The organism is Lacticaseibacillus salsurae (genome assembly GCF_045862175.1).
In the GTDB taxonomy this organism is placed as follows: domain Bacteria; phylum Bacillota; class Bacilli; order Lactobacillales; family Lactobacillaceae; genus Lacticaseibacillus; species Lacticaseibacillus salsurae.
The window spans coordinates 1-24734 of record NZ_BAAFZI010000036.1 but is presented as its reverse complement, the minus strand read 5'-3'; the positions used below and the strand labels follow the sequence as shown (position 1 = coordinate 24734).

Sequence of the window (24734 nt, the reverse complement as noted above, 5' to 3'; positions counted from 1 at the left end):
CAGTAACCAAACCAACTTCTTCAATCGCATCTACCAACAGACCGCCTAAAAATAACAAAAAGACCTCCTATCATGGAGATCTTCCCGAATGATATATTTATTCTTCAACACCAGTTGACACAGACCCCAAAAAACCGCCGCGAACCTAGTTTCAGGTTCACAGCGGTCAATGACGTCAACTAAACTTGATCGTGATGATCGTCGTCAGTTGATTTTGGTTCATCAGTTGGTGCCTCATCTTCAGGTTTTGCCTTTGGTTGTGCTGAGGCGGCTGTTGGGGTGGCATCGTCAGCTGGTGAATCAGCCTTTGGTGTGGCATCAGCTTCAGGCTTTGTGTCTTTTGCTGGTGTTTGCGTTGGCTGGTCAGCTTTTTGACCATCAGCGCTAGCCGCATCGTCAGCTTGTTTTTCGGCGTCTTTTTGTTCCAAGGCCTTTTTGGCTTCTTCAAAAGTCGCGGCTTTTTCAGACGGGAATTGATCTGGCTTTTCAGGCATCTTGCCCGTGTTGAAAATCGACAAGATCTCTTTTTCGTTCAATGTTTCGTATTCCAACAAGGCCATGGCAATGGCTTTATGTTGTTCACGGTGCGATTCAATAATGTCATGTGCACGTTGATGCGCTTCATCAATGATCGCACGCACTTCGTTGTCGATCGTCGCTGCTGTCGCTTGTGAATACATCACTTGACCGTATTCATTTTGCGCGCCAGCACCTTCTAAGGTGACCGTGCCTAACTTTTCAGACATCCCATATTGGGTGACCATGGAACGCGCCATTTGCGTGGCTTGTTCAAAGTCATTAGAAGCGCCAGTCGCAACCACGTTGAAAATGATCTCTTCAGCCGTCCGGCCACCCATTAACCCAGTGAGTTGTTCCATCATGTCTTTTTTGGTCAACATGAATTGATCTTCTTTAGGTAAGGTGATCGCATAACCGCCAGCGCGGCCGCGAGGAATGATCGTGACTTTGCGCACGACGCGAGAATCAGATAAGACTAACCCGATCACCGCATGCCCAGCTTCGTGATACGCGACGATCTCGCGTTCTTTCTTGGAGATCACGCGATCTTTCTTGGCAGGACCGGCAATGACACGATCTTCAGCTTCATCGATATCGGTCGCATCGATTTTTTTCTTCGAACGCCGTGCAGCCACCAAGGCGGCTTCATTGAGTAAGTTTTCCAAATCGGCCCCAACAAACCCAGGGGTGGTTTTGGCTAATTCTTTCAAGTCCACATCATCAGCCAATGGCTTGTTTTTGGCATGGACTTTCAAAATGGCTTCACGGCCTTTGACATCAGGACGACCCACTAAGATCTTCCGGTCAAAACGGCCTGGACGCAGTAACGCTGGATCCAACACATCAGAACGGTTGGTGGCAGCCATCACAATGACGCCTTCGTTACCGGTAAACCCATCCATTTCAACCAACAATTGGTTCAAGGTTTGTTCCCGTTCATCATGACCGCCACCCATGCCGCTGCCACGTTGGCGACCAACGGCATCGATTTCATCAATAAAGATGATGGCAGGAGCGTTCTTTTTGGCTTGATCAAACAAATCACGCACGCGAGAAGCACCGACCCCGACGAACATTTCCACGAAGTCAGACCCAGAAATGGAGAAGAATGGCACGCCTGCTTCACCGGCTACGGCTTTAGCCAGTAAAGTTTTACCAGTACCAGGAGGCCCTTCGAGTAAGACCCCGGCTGGGATACGTGCGCCTAAACCAGAGAATTTGCGAGGATCTTTTAAGAACTCCACAACTTCGACCAGTTCTTGTTTTTCTTCTTCGGCCCCAGCCACATCAGAAAAGCGGACTTTATTGGCTTTTTTGTCAGCTTGTTTGGCTTTGGATTTGCCGAAGTTCATCACCCGACCATTGCCGCCGCCTTGACCAGCTTGGTTCATCATCATGTAGAAGAACACCATGATCACGACCATTGGCACGATCGTCAACAAAAGCGATAGCCAAGTGCCGGATTGCGACTCAGTCAAGGTATTTGACTTGACGTCATTTTTTTCCGCCGCTTTGGTGATGGCATTGATGGTGGCATCGTTGGCTGGAATATATGCAGAGAACTTCTTGGTCTTCGCCGGCGCTTGGCTTAAAAAGCTGGTGCTTGACGCTGAATCGCCAGTGACTTTTTGTTCTTTGCGATATTCACCGCTGACCTTGTAGACACCGCCAGAAGGCTGGATCTCAAAGGACTTGATGTCATTTTGCTTCAGTTGGCTAATAAATTGACTGGTTTGCAATTCTTGGGTCGTGGAGCCGCCACTGTCCCGCAAGTAATACGCAAAACCGGTCACCAGCAACACGAACAAGATGACATACATCGCCGTGCCGCCGAATAGCCCGTTTCTTGGTTTTTTATTCATACATAACCTCCAGCAACAATAGGTAAATAGCGTGCTTAGTAGCTATAATACTACATCACACTGATCAATGGGCATAAACTTCTGGTTTCAAAACGCCAATATAAGGCAAATTGCGATAGCGTTCCGCAAAATCTAACCCATAACCGACCACAAATTCGTTAGGAACCGTGGTGCCGACGTAATCCGCATGCACTGGGGCAATGCGACGTTCCGGCTTATCCATCAAGGTGCAAATGCGCACCGAGTTGGCTTGGCGGGTTTGAAAGATCTGAGTGAGGTAATGCAAGGTCCGACCGGTATCAACAATGTCTTCTACGATCAATACATCGCGATTGGCCACGCTGGTATCAAGGTCTTTTAAGATCTTCACTTCCCCGCTAGACACGGTTTCGTTGCCATAACTGGACACATCCATGAAGTCGATTTCTAAGTAGTCATCGACTTCTCGCACCAAGTCAGTCATGAACATGATCGCACCTTTCAAAATGCAGATCACTAAAGGATTCTTGCCTGCATAGTCAGCTTTGATCTGCTTGGCCAAGCGCTTGGTGATGGCGTGAATGTCCGCTTGGGAATACAAGACCTTTAAGATATCATTTTCCATTATTATCCTCACTATCGTCTGCCGGTTTTTTCAGTGCCAATACAGCTTGAATTATATCAGTTTGCCGCGCGTGAAACAATTCATTCCCGGCAGGCAACGCCATCCAAACCACTTGTGAGTCACAGTCGGCCACCAGCAGATCTGCACGCATAAACTGCGGGATCTTTTGGCCGATCAGCCAAGGTTGGAGCTTTTTGTGATGGCCATTGGGCAACGCCACAACATCTCCGGCAACTTTTTGGCGGATCACCAACGGCTGAGCTGGCACATACGCCCAAGTGTCACAAATCGGCCGCTGATGAAACAACCCGATCAAGCGTCCATCTGCCAACTTATGCCAACTGTCATCGACGCTCAAGGACAATTCCGGCTGCCGCAGGGCCTTTGGCGCATCGACATATAACTGACCATAACACGCATCCAAGTGATGCTTAGCCACGTCAAAATGTTTATTGCCATTGCCTTTTGCCAGTGCGTGCAAAACTTGCGTGATCACTTGCGGCGGGATCTGGATGGCAAAAGCTTGTAAGTATTGTTCCAACACCAAGCGCTGGACACCGGTGGTTTGTTTCAACAAAGGCGTCCAATCGATCACCAATTGCGGCGTTGGCACGAGTTGTCGCAACGCTGGACTGGCCAGTGCGATCAACGCTGTCAAGCTTTCACTGAAGCGTTGGGTGTGCGCCAACACGCCAGGGTTCAGGGTTTTAAGCACTGGGGTCACCAAGTGCCTGACTCGGTTTCTGGCGATGGTATCATCGGCATTGGTTTGATCTTCAACAAAAGGCACCTGATGTTGCGTCGCATACGCTGACAACTCAGCTTTGCTCAACGATAATAGCGGCCTTAATACTTCCAGATCACCAAATGCGCGCCTAGGTTGCATGCCGTTCATCGCCATCACATTGCCTGAGCGCGCCAATTGCATCAAAATGCCTTCCAGTTGATCATCCCCGTGATGCGCCAACACCACATAGCGACTGTGGTGTTGATGCGCCACTTGCGCTAAGAATTGATAGCGTGCTTGTCGCGCTGTGGCTTCGCTAACAGGCTGCCCTTTTTTTCGCAACCACTGCCCAGACGCCACTGGCACTGCCAATTGCTTGGCGTAATCGCGCACTAACTGCACATCTTCGCCACTAGTGGGGCGCATATGATGGTCAAACGTCGCTGCGATCAGCGGATGCTTGGTTTGACTCAGTAGCGTCAACAACACCATCGAATCAACGCCGCCTGACACCGCCACCACCAAAGGCGCTGTGGGATCAAGGGCAAAATCGCTAAGTAAGTCATTCCCAGATAGCATATGCGCTCCTTTCTAACCGCTGTCTTGTGAATGTGCATTCACTTTACCACTGCCACGATCAACTCGCGTGGGACTAAAGGCTGAATTATGACGCCGTGTCGTAAGAATTTGACCAATATTTACCAAATAGGCAGGCCAAGGGGTCAGGCTTTCACGACCCTGCAGACACACAAACGCCTTTGAGCCACGTCAACGATTCATTGCGTGGCCCAAAGGCGTTTGAATGTTAGGCTCAAACTAACGGTTTCAGCCCAGTTAAGCGCATTAACTGCGGCGGCCGCCGCGGCCACCACGTTTGCCTTCAGTATTGCGCCGCAAGCTACTTAAGCGATCTTCGCTTTCTTTCAAAAAGCCAGACATCATGGCATCAAAACCCGTTAAAGCAGGCTTTTGTGGCTGCGTATGATGGTTTGCTGGACGCGGCGAATGGGAAGCCCCATGATTTTGAGGACGTGCAGCTTGATTGTCATGGTTGGCTGGGCCATGTGCATGGCCGCCTTGATGGTGCGCATGTTCTTCATGCGGCTTACCATCTGCGCGCCGGATCGATAACCCGACTTTACCATCTTTGATCTGCATCACCACGGCAGTCACGGTATCCCCAATGCTTAACACATCATGAATATCTTTGACATACCCATCAGAGATCTCACTGATGTGGACTAACCCAGACTTGCCTTCTCCCAGATCAACAAAGGCGCCAAAATTCGTGATCCCTGTGACCTTGCCAGAAACCTTTGCGCCAACTTCAACTGCCATATAAAAAATTGTCCTCCGTGTCTAATGTGACTCTTAGTATACCATGCCGCATGCGGTGTGCAACTGATCAGTTGCCATTGCCAGTGAGCTTTGAGGCGGTGCCAGGCAATTCAAAAATGACTTCACCAGACTTGGACACCAAGTACTTTTGGCGCACCAATTTGGCCAAGTAGTCATCATTGTGAAGCTGATCCACTTGCACTTTTAAGGCTTGCTTTTTGGCTTCAACTGATTTGAGTTGCGACTTGGCGTGATCGACTTGGACTTGGCTTTGCGCGATTTGCGTCTGCACGCGATGCAACTGCCAGCCACCAAATGCCAAGATCACCACCAAAATACCCAACAATAGCCGCAAGCGAAGCTTATGGATGCGGGATAACTTGGGCTGATCAGCCCGCGGCGTCGTTAAAGGACGCTGCGGCATACGCTTGATTTTAGTTTGTTCCATCATGCGGCCACCTTTCGTCGATACCTTCAGTATACCAAAGTATCCGCTTGCGGCATATTACAGCCAGGTAAAATCAGTACTGTTCTTTGTATGTTTCAGCAACCACGCTGAACATTTCCCCGGCATCTTGTTTTTTCGTCGATTCAACCAAGGCTTCAACTTTCACTGTCAACGTTTTGTTACCAAACGCGATCACCAACACATCCCCAACTGACACCTCAGAAGATGATTTGGCGAGCTTGTCGTTAATGGTGATGCGGCCTTTATCGGCGATTTCTTTGGCGACAGTGCGCCGCTTGATGATCCGAGAAACTTTCAAAAATTTATCTAATCGCATATTGTTTCCTTTCGCTTGTCTATAAGACTGCAACGCTCGTCTCAGGGAATATTCTTATTTGCGCTTATGCGTCATTTTAAGAAATCTGCGCCCTAATGGCAAGGCCAAGACTTCTCGGGCGGTAAATAAATGCACCCAAGTGGCGCCGAGCACAAATACGATCACGCCGACAACCACTGCCACACCGGCCACTAAGATCGCTTGTTCGCGACTAGCAAAAGGCATCACCGCCATCACCCCGTCAACCACGATCACCATAGCTGCAGTGATCGCAGTGAGTTTGAGATAAAAGTGGTCGCGATCAGCCACTTGCCGAATCGTCATAGGCACTTGGATCGCCAGCAATCCAGTGATCACCAGCAGCGCCAATAATGTCGAAACACTGGCGCCTAATGTGCCCAAACGCGTCACCAGCCATTGATTGCTCAGCAGCTTCACCACAAAGCCGATCATCAACACCCGCGTGGTGCCGCGGTAGCGATTCAAACTTTGTAAGATCGCATTATAAGCATTGATCATCGCCACTAAGACAATGGCGATCACATACGTTTGTAAGGCCAATTGGCCACTACGATCACCAAACAATAACCAATTGACTGCAGGCATCACCACCACTAACCCGGCAGTCGCCGCAGTGGACAACGCCAAGTTAAAGCGGATCAACTGCGCGGCAGTGTGGTCAAAACGCTGGTGTTGCCCGCGCGCAAACGCGGTAGTCAAGCTTGGCAACAAGGTCGCCGAAAGTGCCGTAGCCACCACCAAGCCTAATTGGACCAAAGGTTGGCCGCGGTCATAGACGCCTTTTAAGCTTTTAGCCAGTGCAAACGGCACCCCGCTGGCTTGCAAACCGCGCGTCACGGTAAACGAATCCACCAGTTGCAACATGATCAACATCGCGGCAAATAAGGCAATACTGCCACCTTCGACCACAAAGCGTTTGAGCAAGTGCCAATAACTGCCAAACCCGGGCCAAGCAAAATGGCGCTTGGCAAAAACGCGATGAAACGCTGGCCACAACGTGCCAGTCGCCGCCAAGCCGCCAAAAAACGCCCCACTCATGGCCACGACGCCCATTTTGTAAGGATCCCAGTGGGCTTTGGTGGCCACACTGGCAGCCAATAAGATCACCGCCACGCGGATCACTTGTTCCACCACTTGGCTGACGGCTGTTTTGGACATATCAAACGTGCCTTGGAAATACCCGCGGCCTGTCGCTAAAATCGGCATGGTCAAAAACATAAATGCCACGGTTTGGATCAAAGCCGCCAATTGCGGATCAGCCATTGCCGAGGCGATGGCTTTGGAAAAGCCAAACAAGCCGAAAAACATCGCCCAACTTAGCCACGTCAACAACACTTGGGCTTGATGCGTCACTGCCGCTTGGGCATCAGGCTCACGCGCTTCTGCCACCAGCTTGGAAATGAACACTGGAAAGCCCGACAATGCAAACGTCATCCCGATGCCATACAGCGGGTAAACTTGTTGATACACATAAAAGCCGGTATCCCCGACTAAATTTTGAAATGGCACGCGGTAGATCGCACTTAAGATCTTGGCGATCATCGCCGCCAAGCTCAACGTCCACGCACCTTGCAACAGGCGCTTCATTTGGGGATTTTGCATATCAAACCTCAATTGGAGTGGTATCAGGAGACACCACTTTGGCCATCGCTTGGCAAAAGGCTTCTAATTCATGAAGCCAATCTGTCGCTGCCATGGTTTTGGGGATCACTAACGAGACTTTTAATTTCGCCGGATCTGCTGCCACCCGCGCTTTCAAGGTGGTGGCTTGTAAAGCTTTGAACACCGCCACGCCAGCAAGTTTTTCGCTGGCTTGAGGCGACATGGTCAACACCACTGTTTGTCCATTTTGGGTGATCTTTTCGACTAACGCTGCATCGGCAAACCGCTTCATATGCGTGATCGCCAACAAGTTGGTCACTGGCGTTGGGTAATCTCCAAAGCGGTCGATCAAGTCATCTTGGATCTCATTGAGCTGATCATCATTGGTGGCTTCACGCAACCGTTTGTACAATTCGATTTTTTGGCGCGAATCACTGACATAATCAGTTGGCAAGTAAGCTTCCAGATCCAGATCAACTTCGGTATCCATGCGCTTGGCTTTGGCGTTGCCTTGTTTGGCGGCAACGGCTTCGTTGAGCATTTGGGTATACAGATCATAACCGACGGAATCGATGAAACCATGCTGTTGTGAGCCTAATAAGTTGCCGGCACCGCGGATCGACAAATCGCGCATGGCGATCTTAAACCCCGCCCCTAGTTCAGTGAAATCTCGGATCGCTTGTAGCCGCTTTTCGGCCACTTCAGTCAACACTTTGTCTGGTTGGTACATGAAATACGCATACGCCACGCGACTGGAGCGACCGATCCGCCCGCGCAGTTGATACAGCTGAGACAAGCCGTAACGGTCGGCATGTTCAATGATCAAGGTGTTGACATTGGGCATATCCACACCCGTTTCAATAATGGTCGTGGTGACTAACACGTCATACGCCCCATGCAAAAAGTCGTAAATAACATTTTCCAGTTGGTTTTCTGTCATTTGCCCATGAGCATATGCCACAGTGGCATTGGGCACCAGCTGCTCGATTTGGGCGACGGTTTGTTCAATATCTTCCACGCGGTTATGCAAATAAAAGACTTGGCCGCCGCGTTCCAGTTCGCGCTCAATAGCTGAGCGAATGGTGCCGCCATTTTGTTCCATGACAAAGGTTTGGATCGGGTAGCGGTTGGTCGGCGGCGTTTCGATCACTGATAAATCGCGCACCCCAAGTATCGACATGTTTAACGTCCGCGGGATCGGGGTCGCCGTCAATGTCAACACATCGACATTGGCTTTCAAGGCTTTGAGTTTTTCTTTGTGCTTGACGCCAAAGCGCTGTTCTTCATCAACGATCAATAACCCCAAGTCTTTATAGTGGACATCTTTTGACAACAAGCGATGTGTGCCGACTACGATATCGACCTCACCGCTAGCTAAGCCTTTAAGGGTTGCTTTGCTTTGTGCTTGCGTGCGAAAACGCGACAGCATCGCCACATTGATCGGAAAATCGGCGAAGCGATCGGTCATGGTATCAAAATGTTGCTGCGCCAAAATCGTCGTTGGCACCAACAGCGCCACTTGCTTGCCATTTTCGACGGCTTTAAATGCTGCGCGCAACGCCACTTCAGTTTTGCCAAAACCAACATCCCCGACTAATAAGCGATCCATGGGGCGCGGCTTTTCCATGTCTTGTTTGATCTCTTTGACTGAACGCAATTGATCAGCAGTTTCCGGATAAGCAAACTCCTCTTCAAACTGCTTTTGCAAGTCATCATCTGGGGCAAAGGCAAAGCCAGGTTCCGCTTCGCGCTCAGCGTATAACTTGATCAAGTCATCGGCAATGTCTTCGATCTTAGCGGCGACGCGACGCTTGGTTTTTTGCCATTCGGCGCCGCCTAGTTTGTTGATCTTAGGTTTTTTGCCATCAGCGGCAACATATTTTTGCACCATATTCAACTGGCTGACGGGAATAAACAGCTGATCACCTTTTTGATAAACGATGGTGATGTAGTCTTTATGCACGCCGTCAACCATCAACGTTTGCAAACCGGTATATTGGCCGATTCCGTGGTTGACATGCACCACATAATCGCCTGGTACCAACTCGGTGTACGAACGCAACCGTTCTGCGTTGGCTAACGTTTGATGCCGGGCTTTGCGGTGAGTCTTGGTATTGAACAATTCATGTGCAGTGACCACAACCAGCTTTAAATCAGGCAGTTCAAAACCATTTTGTAAGTTGCTGGCGACTAATTGTTGGGTATTTTCCAGCAAGTCAGTTTTCGGGCTGATCACCGTGTCCACTTCAAAATCCCGTAAGTTGCTGGCTAATTTCTCCAAGCGCGTTTGTTCCGGCACCATGTATAACACGGTCATGCCTTGTTTGCGCCAGCGGTCTGCTTCGGTTTTAAGCAGCGGCATTTGGCTGAAGAACTGTTGGATGTTGCGCGACACGATATTAGTCAATGAAGCCAGTCGCAAGTTCCCCATGCCTTTTTGAAACAAGCTCAAATATAAATGTGCATGCGTGTCATCATGATCAAAACTTTGGATCGTTAAGTTAGGTTGTTCGGCTAACAAGCGGCCTTCAGACTGCAAGCCACCATACCAAGCGTTAGTTTCATCGACTAACGTCACATCCGCGTCTAACAACCGGGTGTAATCATCAAACACCACCAGCGCATCGGCTTGCGCATAATCGCACAAACGCTCGGCATCTGGGTACAAGCTAGGCATATATAACGCCAATTGATCCACTGATTCGCCTTGGGCCAATTGCTCGGCTGTGGCGATGATGCCATTTTTCAAGGCCGTTTTGGCGACTTTGGCTTTCGTGGTTTGCAACTTGGCTTGCGCTTGCGTCAACAAGTTCTCCCCAGCGGCTTTTAACCGGTCCCGACTGGCGATCAGATCCGTGGCTGGGGGAATATCGATGGCATTAAGTTGGCGAATGCTACGTTGGGTGCGCATGTCAAAACGCCGGATCGAATCCACCTCAGTATCAAATAATTCGATCCGCACTGGGTCATCTGCATTCAATGGATAAATATCAACGATCCCGCCGCGCACAGCAAACTGCCCTGGCACGCCCACCAAGCTGTCGCGGGTGTAGCCGGCATCGATCAGTTGTTGGGTAAGCGCGGACAAGTCCACTTGTGAATCCATGTCCAAATGGATCCCTGCTTGTTGCCAAACTTGTTGAGGCGGCAACAAGCGTTTGATGCCAGCCAAGCTGGTGACAATGATCCCAGGTTCGCCTTGTTGCAGCCAATTCAAGGTGTTGATGCGGGTGTTTTTGGTGTCAGGCGACGACACCGCTACTTCTGCGGCTAACACATCTTCAACTGGAAACGCCCACACTTTGGCTTCACCGATCAGATCAGTGAGATCTGCCACCAATTCTTCGGCGTGATAGCGGTTGTCTTCAATCACCACCAATTGGCGTTTGAGTTGGCGCAACGCCGCCGCCAGCAAAACGGTTTTGGCACTGCCATTGACGCCAGTGACCAAATGCCGCCCAGTGTGAAGTTGCGGCCATAGCTTTTGCAATGCCGGTTCTTGGTTGAATAAATCGATCAGTTCCATGGATTCACCTCCATCATGTTGTTTCTATATATAGGGTTTAGTTAAATTGATTCATCAATTGTTCAAAGCTGGTGCCATGGATCCAATCGATCAACGCGTCTTGCAGTTTATCCAACCCATTGGCCACAGCAATCGCGTCATCACCTTGAAATGGGGTCAACACCCAATCGACCACGCGTTGTTTGGCTGGGTGTTGGATGCCGATTTTGGCCCGTTGAAAATCTGCCGTCCCCAGTACGGCAATGATCGATTTGATCCCGTTGTGCCCACCAGCCGAGCCGCGTGGACGCAGGCGCAAACGGCCCATGGTCATGTCCATATCATCTTGAATGATGAAGATCTCAGATTGTTCAAAGCGATAAAAAGCTTTTAGTTGGCCCACTGCGCGCCCGGAATCGTTCATAAACGTCACCGGTTTGACCAGCATCACTTTTTCGCCATCGACAAACCCAGTGCCAGTTAGCGCATCAAATTCATGTTTGGTCACGGGAATATCCAAGCGCTTGGATAACGCGTCAATGGCCATAAAGCCGATATTATGTTTGGTTTTGGCATATTTACTGCCTGGATTGCCCAGGCCGACGATCATTTTCAAAATGTTCCTCCATATTTAAACGCAAAAATGGCCGGAAAGATTTTTTCCCGACGTTCGCTTCGATTATAGCACAAAGGCCGATTTCAAGGCTTGTGCTACAGTTTATAAGTTTTTGTTGAGACAGGTCATGAAAAGGCATACATTGTTTGTGAAAATAAGCACGTGAAATCCCTTACTTTAGCGCGTCGACAAAGCTAGTCAAGTTCACAAAAAGGCGTCATGCCGGCCACGAGCGGTTTTGTAAGATTCATATTAGAAATGAAAAAAGACAGTGAAAAGTCGTGCACACAAGAATAATTGTGCTATACTAACAGATGAATTGCATGATTGCAAATAAGAAAGGATGGTATCACCGTGGCAAACACTCAAACAGATCACCAAAAAGTAATTCTTGTTGGTGATGGTGCCGTTGGTTCCAGTTACGCCTACGCAATGGTATTGCAAGGCATCGCCCAAGAAATCGGGATCGTTGACATTTTTAAGGACAAGACGAAAGGTGACGCGATCGATTTAAGCAACGCGCTCCCATTCACCAGTCCAAAGACGATCTACTCCGCTGAATATTCTGACGCTAAGGATGCTGACCTTGTTGTCATCACTGCCGGCGCTCCTCAGAAGCCTGGCGAAACTCGTCTTGACCTCGTTAACAAAAACTTGAAGATCTTGAAGTCCATCGTTGACCCAATCGTTGAATCTGGCTTTAACGGGATCTTCTTAGTCGCTGCTAACCCAGTTGACATCTTGACCTACGCTACTTGGAAGCTTTCTGGCTTCCCTAAGAACCGCGTTGTGGGTTCTGGTACTTCCTTGGACACTGCTCGTTTCCGTCAATCCATTGCTGAAATGGTTGGCGTTGACGCCCGTTCCGTCCATGCTTACATCATGGGTGAACATGGTGATACCGAATTCCCTGTTTGGTCTCACGCTAACATCGGCGGCATCAAGATCTCTGAATGGGTCAAGTCTCACCCAGAAATCGATGAATCCAAGCTTGTCGACATGTTCGAAAACGTCCGTGACGCCGCTTACGAAATCATCAAGCTCAAGGGTGCGACCTTCTATGGTATCGCGACTGCCTTGGCTCGTATCTCCAAAGCGATCCTCTCTGACGAAAATGCTGTTTTGCCATTGTCCGTTTACATGGAAGGCCAATATGGTCAAAACGACATCTACATCGGTTCCCCTGCTGTGATCAACCGCAATGGTATCCAAAACATTTTGGAAATTCCTTTGACTGACCACGAACAAGAATCCATGGATGCTTCTGCTAAGCAATTGAAGAAGATCATCAACGATGCCTTCGCTGCTAACGACATCGAAACTCGTCAGTAATCTGACTGGTTTAACGCCTACTCCTGCGAGTAGGCGTTTTTTATTGGCCGCAAACTGGCAGCGCTTGTATTCGCAAAAAGCACAAGCCAATCGTTGGTGTCAGGTAACGGATGTGGTATGATTAGATGAGAAAGTTTTAATATTCCCAAAACGGCTTCATGGAGGTTGCAATATGTTAATCAAGTCCCTGGTACTCAAGAAGGAATTCCTGACCACCGTGAAAGAGACTGTCACCTTGGAAGAAGCGCTGAAGGTTCTGGAAGATTCCGGATTCCGATGCGTCCCGATCCTCGATGAAAGCGGGCAGATCTTCCGCGGTAATATTTATAAGATGCACATTTACCGGCATAAATCCCAAGGTGGCGACATGAGTTTACCTGTCACTTACCTTCTGAAGAATGCCACCAAAACCATTCCAGTCAACGCCCCGTTCTTCAAAGTCTTTTTCAACATTAAAGACTTGCCATACATTGCTGTGTTGGATGAAAATGCCAACTTCTATGGCATTTTGACTCACTCGGCATTGCTTTCCATGTTAAGTGAATCTTGGCACGTGGATGTCGGCTCTTATGTGTTGACCGTGATGTCTTCAGGCGGGCCTCAAGGGCGCGGTGACTTGGCTGCCATGAGCAAGATCTTAGCCAAATATACCGATTTAGCCAGTGCGATCACCTTGGATGCCAAAGGTGGCGAGTTCATTCGCCGCACGTTATTCACTTTACCAGCCGGCACAGATGAAAACACTTTGAACTTGGTCGTTTCCAAGCTCGAAAAGAAAGGCTACCGCGTTGTTGAAATCGATGACTTACAATCCGGTTTGCCTTTACGTGTCGACGAAGAAGCCTAGATCTCATCAAGCCAACTGCCAGTCAGTTGGCTTTTTTGAATGTTTTTAAAAAAGCGCTTGCACTTTTAGATCAAAGGTGTTATGCTTCATTCACCAACTAAAAGTAAGTGTCAAGGACTTGCTTTTGTTGGCGAAAAAGCACTAAGCAAAGCCGCGCGGTTAGGTACATCGTCTGCGCTTTGTGGCAACAAACATCGCCATGATGTCGAAGCGTGGTGATGTGCATTCCCGTGGGCAAAAAGTCGCTGGGGTACCGAAGAAAATTGTCAGCTATCACTTCGACAAAAGTGAGTCACAGAAGCGACCCGTAAGCTCTGATCGCTTGGCGACGATTCGAGGGGATCATCGCGACAACTGTCGCCCAGTTTGTCCGCTGAATCTCCAAGATCAGTCACAACAGCATCTTCTTACGCGTCGGATTGTGCAAAACCCGGGATCCACCTGCGCCACCGTTTTACCCACAGTGAGTTTTGGACTGTGGCTGTTCGAGTGCCCACGGGCATGACAACGTGTGACCTTAAATCACTCGAGGGTCACACTTCACAAACGAATTTGAAGGCACCTAAATTGGTGTAGTGGGCACTTTTTCAACCAATGGTTGAAAAAGTGCCTATTTTTGCGGAATTTGTTGAAACGAAAGCCGCCGTGCCATCGCGATGGCACGGCGGCTGTTTTATTGTGATCAGTCACTTGGTTCCTCAGCCTTTTCCCGCAAGAAAAACTGCATGACCGCATTATTACTGGTGGTGACCATCGTATCGCTAGGCAATACCGTCAACACGAAAAAGAAAATGCTAAACGCCAACGAGATCAAAGTCGTCAACCACCCAAAGCCGTTAGGGACGCTGGCAGTGAACTTAGTGTTGAAATCTTGTAGCGCGGCGAGTTGATGGATCGTCCGCGTTGATTGACCAAGATTGATCGCCATGCTCATTAAATACTGGATCCCTAACAACACCGCAGCCCCACGCCCACGCAAGCCGACATCTCGATAGCGCCGCACTTTTAGCGCTAAATTCGGCAAGAACAATGCCAAGGCGACGACGACCATCACGACGATCGGCGCGATCAACAACGCCCAGTTCGGCGATGTCGTTGAGTGCGTGAAGGCGGAAACGATCGTGACGATCAGCCACCCAAATAACGCCAACCAAACAAAAAATAAAATCAGTTGCATCCACCAATACCCAGCGCGTGTCGTTTTGCCTAAAAACTCAACGTACCCGCGAAAATAATCTTTGAATGCGCGCCCAATGCCAACCTGTCCTGCTTTTTCATCGATCATCCGTACCCCTCCTTTTGCCTTTCACTATCATACCTGACACCTTGCTTGGTCGCGGTCAGATTTTCACAAATTTGTCTCGAAAACAAAGCGCCTTTGTACCATGGATCACGATACAAAGACGCTTTAGATTTTGTTCAACTTTGTGCCGAAACTTCAGCTTTTAGCGGTGATACGCGTTGCAGATAAGCTTGGAAACGTGACGGTTCCACATTCCAAGGGGCAGTCGACGTGTGATCAGCGTTTTGTAAGTTATTAACAAACGCCAAAACTTGCGGCCACTGTGGTGCATTCTGCGCAGTCAGCTCAGCCATTTGCGCCGTCATCGCCGCATCTTGGCCGGCTTGCGAATAAAAGCGCACGATGGTTTTGGCCAAGGTTTGCACGTAACGTTCTGGGGCGAGTTTTTGCAACAAATGCAAGTAGCGCGCCATCATCCGCACCCAATCCAGTTGCAACTTGGCCGGCGCTGGCGGCAACACAGCATCTGACACTGTGCGCCCGAGAAATTGCACAGACACTGCTTTGTCCAACTGTTGTGGCTCTTTGGCCACCGCTTCTACTAGCTGCCCAACAAAAGGCTCTGTATACGCGCCAAAATCTTCAAACGTGATCCCACTTTGCATCATCAGCGCACGGTTGATAAAGCGGCCGCGCAACAAATGCGTCGTGGCTTCAACTTCATAAGTAAAACTGCGATCTGGTTGCATATCTTCTCGAAGCAGCAACCCGGAAAATAGCTGCGTTTTGGGATGTACCGCGATCTCAGCAAAAACTTGTTGCAACACGTCCACTGAGTTGAACTGCATATTCGGCCCCATGAACGCGACGAAATCGCCAGTCGCCAGCATCAAGCCTTGCTCAAATGCAGTTGGCCAATTCCAGATCTTCGCTGGCTTGATGTAGCGAAACTTCAAGCGATTAAAGACGCGCAAAGGTTCCAGATCTTCCAGCTGGTAGCGGCCATTATCGATCAACAGCACTTCGATTTGGCGAAAATCAACGCCTAACTGATTATTCACAGACGACAATGGAACCGCAAGATCCTGCACAGTCGCTGATTCCATTGCAATGATGAGGCTCAAAGTCTTACTCACGCTAATTTCCTCCAACTCATTCAAATCCATATGCCCGACACACCTGCTGTGACAGCGATTACTGCTTAAGCTAAGTCTACTCCAATTCGGGTGTCAGTCCACCATCAAAATCGCTTTGCCATTCAAATTATCGGCTACTTCAACGGTTGGCAACAAATTGTTGATAGGCTTGTTTCAAGTAGCCCATTTGCGTCGCCAAAAAATCATCGAATCCATCCATTGGCATACCTGCATAGTTGCCACCTTTTTGGCGCAACTTCATGACTTCGGCGCGAATTTGTGCCTGCCCCGCTGCCGTCCATAGCGAACGGTTGGCGACCAGCAAAGTGGTTTGTTCTGCGATAAAAGCGGCGGCGTCTGCTGGGGCGTACACTTGTTGGCGGTAAAACAGATCCGCCATGTAGTGATAGAAATTTCGCGGCCAGACTGCCGGCTTTTTCTCACGCAACACCGCCAAGCTGTAGCGGTTCGAGAGCGCCCACACATCCAACTGATGATCAAATTCATGGTCGTTTTTGCGCACGGTCGATTCAGGATTCCACAACCACACATACACTGAGCGATTCAAGTAAAAGCCCTGCTGTGCCAGCTCACAAGCTAGCCCAACAAAATAGGTGTCTTCAAAGATCCGCAGATCCGGCCGCCAGCGCAAGCCGATACGTTCGATGTATTCACGATGATAAAGCTTCGCATAAGCGGCTTTCCAGTCATGTTCCGCCGACAACGTGTAACGAACTTGTTGGCCAAAATGTTGCTGTTTAGTGTAACGCGCGATCACCACATCATAATCACTGGTTTTGATCGGCGCCAGCAGATTTCTCAATACGAAAACGTCTTGCATCACGTCATCCGCATCAATAAACATGACATAGCGGCCGGTCGTATTATCGATTCCTGTTTGCCGCGCTACCCCAGCACCACGACTAGGCTGGTAAGTCAGTTGCCGCACAGACAAAGCTTGAGGCGCTACAAACAAGTTGCTTGGCAGCGGTGGTACCCCATCGCCGACCAGCAACACTTCCAGCTCTGAAAAATCGACGCCAACTTGCATCGCCACGCTGGCAAAGGCGCGCTGAATTTGCACTTGTGTTTCCTGGTGATAGGTAATAATGATCGAAAGCTTTTTCATTATCAGTTACCTCTTTCACACTTATATGTAAGAACAAGCTGACTACTTTGGTTTTCCAAAGTACCCAGCTTGCGCGAGACTCACATTGCTGTGAGCTTAGTACAGCGGATCGTCATCAGAGTCGCGCCGCTTTTTGGCAATTGCAAATGCTGCTAAGGCGTCTGCAATGGTTAACCCAACACCGGCCAAGATCACTGCCGCGTCGTCTGAATCACTCGTATCAGGCAACGAACGACGACCACTGGTGGTGCCACTTGCCAAAGTGTCTGACCCGACTTCAGTGGCGCCGCCCAGCGTATCAGCTAAAGTAACGCGCTGTGGTTGACCACTTGGTGCAGGTGTATCAGACCCTTGGTTCGTGCTTTGGTTTGGCGTACCAGATCCTTGGTTGCCACTTGGATCAGGATCAACTTCGGGATCTCCACCGAACGTATCTGGTAATGAGGTACGGCTCGGTTGATCACCAGAAGCATCTGGGTCATTGCCATCTGGCGTATTACCGTCTGGGTCATTGCCGTCTGGCGTATTACCGTCCGGCGTATTACCGTCCGGCGTGTTGCCGTCTGGGGTATTGCCATCTGGGTCATTGCCATCTGGCGTGTTACCGTCTGGCGTATTCCCATCTGGGGTATTGCCATCTGGGGTGTTACCGTCTGGGTCATTGCCATTTGGAGTATTGCCATCTGGGGTGTTCCCGTCTGGGTCATTGCCATCCGGTGTGTTACCATCTGGCGTATTCCCATCTGGGTCGTTCCCGTCTGGGGTGTTACCGTCTGGGTCATTGCCGTCCGGTGTGTTCCCAGCTGGGTCATTGCCATCAGGGTCGTTACCATCTGGCGTATTGCCATCTGGGTCATTGCCGCCTGGCGTATTGGTTGTATCACCCGTTGGGCCTTCGTCCCCGGTTGGGCCTTGATCACCAGTTGGACCTTCGTCTCCGGTTGGGCCTTGATCGCCGGTTGGACCTTCGTCTCCAGTTGGACCTTGATCGTCGGTTGGACCTTCGTCTCCAGTTGGACCCTGATCACCGGTTGGACCTTGATCACCTGTTGGACCTTGATCACCTGTTGGACCTTGATCGCCGGTTGGACCTTCGTCTCCAGTTGGACCTTGATCGCCAGTTGGACCTTCGTCTCCAGTTGGACCTTGATCACCTGTTGGACCTTCGTCTCCAGTTGGACCTTGATCACCTGTTGGGCCTTCGTCTCCAGTTGGACCTTGATCGCCGGTTGGACCTTCGTCTCCAGTTGGACCTTGATCACCTGTTGGACCCTGATCACCAGTTGGACCTTGATCGCCGGTTGGACCTTGATCGCCGGTTGGACCTTCGTCTCCAGTTGGACCTTGATCACCTGTTGGACCTTCGTCTCCAGTTGGACCTTGATCACCTGTTGGACCCTGATCACCAGTTGGACCTTCGTCTCCAGTTGGACCTTGATCACCTGTTGGACCTTCGTCTCCAGTTGGACCTTGATCACCTGTTGGGCCTTCGTCTCCAGTTGGACCTTGGTCGCCGGTTGGACCTTTGTCACCAGTAGGACCCTTGTCGCCGGTAGGACCCTTGTCGCCGGTATCGCCTTTATTGAATAGCTCGAAGTCTTTCAGATCGATATCGCCGTCACCGGTGAGATCGGCACCGTCAGTTTGGAGCCAAAGTTCGAATGCTGATAAACCGTCTGCCGGTGCATCTACTGTGCCAAGCGGGACTTTATCCCCATTCTTGTCAATGTAGTAGAAGCTGTAACCAGTCGTCTTACCATTTTCATCTTTGATCGGTTCAACTAATGGCGTGTGCCCATCTTCGCCGTCTTCGCCATCCTTAGGTGCTGGGATCGTGCTGATCGTCTTGTCGACGCCGTCTGCGCCTGTGGTGTAGAAGACATACGACTTGCTGCCATCAGCGTTTTCAACGACTTTGACTTTTGGTGTTTGACCTGGTTCCCCTTGATCACCTTTGTCGCCTTTTGCACCGTTGGTCACAGTGTAATCGACGCCATTGGGTGTGAAGATCCAGCCATCGACCTTGCCGTCAGAATCAGTGTGTGGCTTGACTGTTGGGGTCTTGCCATCTTCACCGTCGGCCGGCGCTGGCACGGTACCAACAGAAATCTTGTTGCCATCTTCGTCAGTGGTGTAGAAGTTGTATCGAACCACTTTGCCACTGTCATCAGTAATGGCTTCAACTTTCGGCGTTTGACCAGGGCGCCGTCTTTCGGTGCTTGAACGGTGCCAACAGTGGTTTCTTTGCCATCTTTACCGACAACGTAGAACTCGTAGCTGGTGGTGCCATCTTCGCCGACTTTCGCCCGGATCTGTGGTGTTTGACCGGCATCACCTTTTTCACCCTTGTTCACAACGACTGTTGAGCCATCGGAGAAAATGATCTGGGTGTTGCCATCTTCATCAATGGTCGAGTTAGTGATCGTTAACGGCTTAGCATCTACGCCGTCTTTACCGTTGACACCATCCTTTCCATCAACGCCATCTTTACCGTCTGTGCCATTCTTAACGGTGTAATCAACACCATCAAGCGTGAAGGTGTAGCCATCAACCTTGCCTTCACCATCAGTGTGTGGCTTGACTTCAGGAGTCTTGCCATCTTTAGGTGCCTCAACAACACCTGCTGTGACTTGCTTACCATCGTCGCCGATGTAGAAGAAGCGATACCCTGTAGTCTTGCCAGTGTCATCTTTGATTGCTTCAACTGAAAGCGTCTTGCCATCTTTACCATCTTTTGGTGCTTGAACGGTGCCAACAGTGGTTTCCTTGCCATCATCGCCAACGACGTAGAACTCGTAGCTGGTGGTGCCGTCTTCACCGACTTTAGCGCGGACTTTTGGTGTTTGTGCATCTTTACCATTTTCACCTTTATTCACAGTGGCTGTAGAGCCATCAGAGAAGGTGATCTTGGTGTTACCATCTTCATCGATGAAGGAGCCAGTAACAGTCAGCGGCTTAGCATCGGTGCCATCAACACCATCTTTACCGTCGACGCCATTCTTAACCGTGTAGTCAACACCATTAAGCGTGAACGTGTAACCATCGACCTTGCCTTCATCATCAGTGTGTGGCTTGACCTCAGGCGTCTTACCATCCTTAGGTGCTGCCACTGTGCCGGTTGGGATCTTCTTGCCATCTTCGCCGATCGTGTAGAAGGTGTAGCTGACAATGTTGCCAGCATCATCTTTGACCGCCTCGACTTGAGGGGTTTGACCATCCTTGCCGTCAACGCCATCTTGAGGGGCGTCGACAGTACCAACTGGCGTTTCGTTGCCATCTTGATCAGTGACATAGAATTCATAGCTGGTCTTACCATCTGCGCCTTGGACTGCGCGGACTTTAGGCGTTTGACCGTCTTTGCCATCGACGCCATCTTTACCATCAGCGCCTTTGGCCACGATAGCTTGAGAACCATCAGAGAAGTTGATGACTGTGTTGCCATCACCATCTTTGCCAGTGCTCTTCACCGTCAGATCGGTACCGTTTTTCACGATGTAGTCTTGACCGTTAAGGGTGAAGACATAACCATCAACGTTACCATTGCTGTCAGTGTGTGGTTTAACTTCAGGCGTCTTGCCATCTTTAGGGGCATCCACAGTGCCGGTTGGGATCTTCTTGCCGTCTTCGCCGATCGTGTAGAAGGTGTAGCTGACAATGTTGCCAGCGTCATCTTTAATTGCCTCGACTTGAGGGGCTTGACCATCCTTGCCGTTTACACCATCTTGAGGGGCATCGACTGTGCCAACTGGCGTTTCGTTGCCATCTTGATCGGTGACATAGAACTCGTAGCTGGTCTTGCCATCTGCGCCTTTGACTGCGCGAACTTTAGGTGTTTGCGCATCTTTTCCATCGACGCCATCTTTACCGTCAGCGCCTTTGGCCACTGTGACTTGTGAACCATCAGAGAAGTTGATGACCGTGTTGCCGTCGTCATCTTTGCCAGTGCTCTTCACCGTCAGATCAGTACCGTTTTTGACGATGTAGTCTTGACCGTTAAGGGTGAAGACATAACCATCAACGTTGCCATTGCTGTCAGTGTGTGGCTTGACCTCAGGTGTTTTGCCATCCTTAGGTGCGTCAACTGAGCCCATAGGAACCTTTTCACCAGCTTCGTTGGTGTAGTAGAAGCTGTAGCTCGTGATGTTGCCATCCCCATCTTTGATTGCTTCAACTGATGGGGTCTTGCCGTCAACGCCATCTTTAGGCGCATCGACAGTACCTACTGGCGTCTGGTTGCCATCTTGGTCGGTGACATAGAACTCATAGCTAGTCTTGCCATCTGCGCCTGTGACTGCACGGACTTTAGGTGTTTGACCATCCTTGCCATTGGTGCCATCAGCGCCTTTGGCCACCGTGACTTGCGAGCCGTCAGAGAAGTTGATGACCGTGTTGCCCTCGTCATCTTTGCCAGTGCTCTTCACCGTCAGATCAGTACCGTTTTTGACAATATAATCTTTACCATTGAGGGTGAAGACATAACCATCAACGTCGCCATTAGCATCAGTGTGTGGCGCAACTGCTGGGGTCTGGCCGTCTTTAGGTGCGTCGACGGTACCAACTGGAGTTTCATTGCCATCTTGATCGGTGACATAGAATTCATAGCTAGTCTTGCCGGCGTCATCTGTGACTGCGCGCACCTTAGGCGTTTGCGCGTTATCACCTTTTTGACCTTTTGGCACAACGACATTAGTGCCATCAGAGAAGGTGATCACGGTATCGCCGTTGTCATTGATCGTGGTGTCATCCACCTTCAGTGGTGCAGCATCTTTACCGTTAAGGACAGTGTAATCAACACCATTCAAGGTGAAAATGTAGCCGTCAGTCTTGCCTTGGCTGTCAGTATACGGCTTAACCGTTGGTGTTTGACCGTCCTTAGGTGCCTGGATCGTACCCATGGTTACCTTTTCGCCAGCATCGTTAGTGTAGTAGAAGTCGTAGCGAATAGTCTTACCATTGTCATCAACAACTGGTTCCATGATTGGTGTCTGACCGTTGCTGCCGTCTTTTGGTGCGTCGACGGTGCCAACTGGGATCTCTTTGCCATCCTGATCGGTGATATAGAACTCGTAGTCGGTTTTACCATCTTCGCCTACAACTGCCTTCACTTTCGGCGTTTGACCGGCAGCACCATCTTTACCATCTTTGATCGTCACTTTGTTGCCATCAGAGAAGGTCAACGTGGTGATTCCGTCTTTGACTTGAGTATCAGTGATCGTGATCGGCTTTGGCGCTGCCACTTGGCCTACAACGATCCGTTCGCCATCGCCGTTGACATAGTAGAATTCGTAGCCAGTGACGTTGCCGTCATCGTCTTTGACTTCTGCTACTTGCGGTGTTTGGCCATCAGTCCCGTTGAGCACCGTGCCAGATGGTTGTCCATTCAATGTGAAGGTGTAGCCTGTCACCTTACCAGAGGCGTTGGTGATCGGCGTTACCACTGGTGTTTGACCATCTTGGCCATTGTACACAGTCTTCACATCTTGTGACCCATCAGCATGCTTAATGGTCAAAATGTAGCCAGTACGCGGATCAGCATCTGTTGGTGTGATATCAGTCACCGAAATCGTATCGCCGTCCTTCGGTGCTTCAAAATCACCCACTTCCTGTTTATCGCCATTGCCATCGATGACATAGAACTTGTACCCAGTCGTTTTGCCAGTCTTCGGATCAGTGACTGCTTCTAACGTTGGTGCATCGCCTTTGTCACCCTTCTCGCCTTTAGTCCCGTTGTAGATCGTAATTGGTTCTTGACCTGGATAAGTGATCGTGTAGCTAAGAACATTGCCCTCATCATCCTTATTAGGGGTGATGGTCGGTGCTGTTGCGCCATCGCCGTTGAACAGGTTCTTCGTTTCGGTCGTGCCATCGGCGTGCTTGATCGTGACGGTGTAACCCGTCTTCTTATCGCTATCGTCAACTGGCTTGTAGTCAGTGACTGAGATCGTATCACCGATCGGCACAGTGCCAAGCGTCGTATCATCACTTGGATCGTCTGGCGTACCGTTATCCAAGTAGAAGATATAAGACTTCTTGTCATCGCTCAGTTTCGACTTCGGTGTTTCAGGTACATTGAAGGTTCCGACTGTTTCATGAGTCTGACCATCGTCGCCGATCACGAAGAACTTGTAGCCAGTGACCTTGCCAGTATCTGGGTCTGTTACCGCTTCAAGCTGTGGCGTCTTCCCGTCATTCCCGTTGTAGACAGACGTAGTGCTCTTCGGCTTCCCATCGCTACCAATGATCTCGACTTTATAGCCGCCATTTGGATGTTCAGTGTCGCCTTTAAGTGGAGTTACATTGATCGTATCACCGTTTTTACCATCTGCTGGCTTAGCGATCTCGCCAAGCTTGGTGTCGTCTGATGGATCATCTGGTGTTCCGTTGTCCAGATAGAAGACATACTTGTCCCCGTCTGCTTTGACCTTTGGTACTTCTGGGGTGTCCACCGTGCCGACAGGCACATGTGTTGTCCCATCTGGTCCAAGCACATAGAAACTATACTTCGTCTTGCCATCTTCGCCTTTTACAGCTTCCACTTGTGGTGTCTGGCCATCAGTCCCGTTGTATACAGGCGTAGTGCTCTTCGGCTTCCCATCGCTACCAATGATCTCGACTGTATAGCCGCCATTTGGATGTTCAGTATCACCATCAAGTGGGGTCACTTTGATCGTATCACCGTTTTTACCATCTGATGGCTTAGCGATTTCGCCAAGCTTGGTGTCGTCTGATGGATCATCTGGTGTTCCGTTGTCCAGGTAGAAGACATACTTGTCCCCGTCTGCTTTGACCTTTGGTACTTCTGGGGTGTCCACCGTGCCGACAGGCACATGCGTTGTCCCATCCGGTCCAAGCACATAGAAACTATACTTCGTCTTGCCGTCTTCGCCTTTTACAGCTTCAACTTGTGGTGTCTGGCCATCATTCCCGTTGTAGACAGGCGTAGTGCTCTTAGTCGTCCCATCGCTACCAATGATCTCGACTGTATAGCCGCCATTTGGATGTTCAGTGTCACCTTTAAGTGGGGTTACGCTGATCGTATCACCATTTTTACCATCTGCTGGCTTAGCGATCTCGCCAAGCTTGGTGTCGTCTGATGGATCATCTGGTGTTCCGTTGTCCAGGTAGAAGACATACTTGTCCCCGTCTGCTTTGACCTTTGGTACTTCTGGGGTGTCCACCGTGCCGACAGGCACATGTGTTGTCCCGTCTGGTCCAAGCACATAGAAACTATACTTCGTCTTGCCATCTTCGCCTTTAACAGCTTCAACTTGTGGCGTCTGGCCATTCCAGATCGTCGTGGTGCTGTCTTTGCTGCCATCACCATGGTGAATGATCACATTCGTCCCACCAGCTGGGTGGTCAGTCGTTGGATCTTGTGGCGTTGTCTCGATCGTATCGCCATTCTTAGGTGCCTTGATCGAGCCTAAGACAGTGTCGTCAGTGCCATCGCCCTTAGGGCCTTTGACAT

General features: G+C 50.0%; 15 protein-coding genes. 2 read left to right on the top strand and 13 right to left on the bottom strand.

Features of this window, described 5'->3' with window-relative positions; genetic code table 11:
* Positions 1 to 179: 179 nt before the first annotated feature.
* The 9 genes from ftsH to pth form a co-directional block, all read right to left on the bottom strand.
* Positions 180 to 2381 carry an ATP-dependent zinc metalloprotease FtsH gene (gene ftsH / locus ACKTSG_RS10120; RefSeq protein WP_407894411.1) on the bottom strand — a complete coding sequence of 734 codons (2202 nt, stop codon included), beginning with the start codon at positions 2379 to 2381 and terminating at the stop codon, positions 180 to 182.
* Positions 2382 to 2445: 64 nt separating this feature from the next.
* Positions 2446 to 2985, bottom strand: a complete 540-nt coding sequence (gene hpt / locus ACKTSG_RS10115) for a hypoxanthine phosphoribosyltransferase (protein WP_407894409.1) — start codon at positions 2983 to 2985, stop codon at positions 2446 to 2448.
* A complete protein-coding gene (gene tilS, locus ACKTSG_RS10110; protein WP_407894407.1) occupies positions 2975 to 4291 on the bottom strand; it encodes a tRNA lysidine(34) synthetase TilS in 1317 nt (438 codons plus the stop codon). Before tilS ends, hpt begins: the two co-directional genes overlap by 11 nt.
* A 264-nt stretch (positions 4292 to 4555) precedes the next feature.
* Entirely contained in the window at positions 4556 to 5050 is a 495-nt protein-coding gene (locus ACKTSG_RS10105; RefSeq protein ID WP_407894405.1) for a S1 domain-containing RNA-binding protein, read from the bottom strand.
* Positions 5051 to 5117: 67 nt separating this feature from the next.
* On the bottom strand, positions 5118 to 5498 hold the full coding sequence (locus ACKTSG_RS10100; RefSeq protein ID WP_407894403.1) for an FtsB family cell division protein: 381 nt from the start codon (positions 5496 to 5498) through the stop codon (positions 5118 to 5120).
* 73 nt (positions 5499 to 5571) lie between these two features.
* A complete protein-coding gene (locus ACKTSG_RS10095) occupies positions 5572 to 5835 on the bottom strand; it encodes an RNA-binding S4 domain-containing protein (RefSeq protein WP_407894401.1) in 264 nt (87 codons plus the stop codon).
* A gap of 54 nt (positions 5836 to 5889) precedes the next feature.
* Positions 5890 to 7458 (bottom strand): polysaccharide biosynthesis protein, encoded by a 1569-nt coding sequence (locus ACKTSG_RS10090; RefSeq protein ID WP_407894398.1) that lies wholly within the window; start codon positions 7456 to 7458, stop codon positions 5890 to 5892.
* A 1-nt stretch (position 7459) separates the two neighbouring features.
* Positions 7460 to 10984, bottom strand: coding sequence for a transcription-repair coupling factor (gene mfd, locus ACKTSG_RS10085; RefSeq protein ID WP_407894396.1), 3525 nt, complete (start codon positions 10982 to 10984; stop codon positions 7460 to 7462).
* Between the two features lie 37 nt (positions 10985 to 11021).
* On the bottom strand, positions 11022 to 11579 hold the full coding sequence (pth, locus tag ACKTSG_RS10080) for an aminoacyl-tRNA hydrolase (RefSeq protein WP_407894395.1): 558 nt from the start codon (positions 11577 to 11579) through the stop codon (positions 11022 to 11024).
* Between the two features lie 354 nt (positions 11580 to 11933).
* On the opposite strand from pth, the gene ACKTSG_RS10075 reads away from it, so the two are divergent.
* Together ACKTSG_RS10075 and cbpA are read left to right on the top strand one after the other, a co-directional pair.
* On the top strand, positions 11934 to 12911 hold the full coding sequence (locus ACKTSG_RS10075) for an L-lactate dehydrogenase (protein WP_407894393.1): 978 nt from the start codon (positions 11934 to 11936) through the stop codon (positions 12909 to 12911).
* Positions 12912 to 13083: 172 nt separating this feature from the next.
* The gene (gene cbpA, locus ACKTSG_RS10070) at positions 13084 to 13758 is read left to right on the top strand and encodes a cyclic di-AMP binding protein CbpA (RefSeq protein WP_407894392.1); all 675 of its coding nucleotides are present in this window, start codon (positions 13084 to 13086) and stop codon (positions 13756 to 13758) included.
* A 682-nt stretch (positions 13759 to 14440) separates the two neighbouring features.
* Here the strand turns inward: cbpA and ACKTSG_RS10065 are convergent.
* From ACKTSG_RS10065 to ACKTSG_RS10050, 4 genes are all read right to left on the bottom strand, one after another.
* Positions 14441 to 15043, bottom strand: a complete 603-nt coding sequence (locus tag ACKTSG_RS10065) for a DUF805 domain-containing protein (RefSeq protein ID WP_407894390.1) — start codon at positions 15041 to 15043, stop codon at positions 14441 to 14443.
* 134 nt (positions 15044 to 15177) lie between these two features.
* Positions 15178 to 16137 carry a glycosyltransferase gene (locus ACKTSG_RS10060; protein ID WP_407894388.1) on the bottom strand — a complete coding sequence of 320 codons (960 nt, stop codon included), beginning with the start codon at positions 16135 to 16137 and terminating at the stop codon, positions 15178 to 15180.
* Positions 16138 to 16276: 139 nt separating this feature from the next.
* Entirely contained in the window at positions 16277 to 17266 is a 990-nt protein-coding gene (locus ACKTSG_RS10055) for a glycosyltransferase family 2 protein (RefSeq protein WP_407894386.1), read from the bottom strand.
* Between the two features lie 1976 nt (positions 17267 to 19242).
* Positions 19243 to 24734 (bottom strand): collagen-like domain-containing protein (locus ACKTSG_RS10050; protein ID WP_407894384.1); only part of this gene is annotated, 5492 nt, incomplete at its 5' end.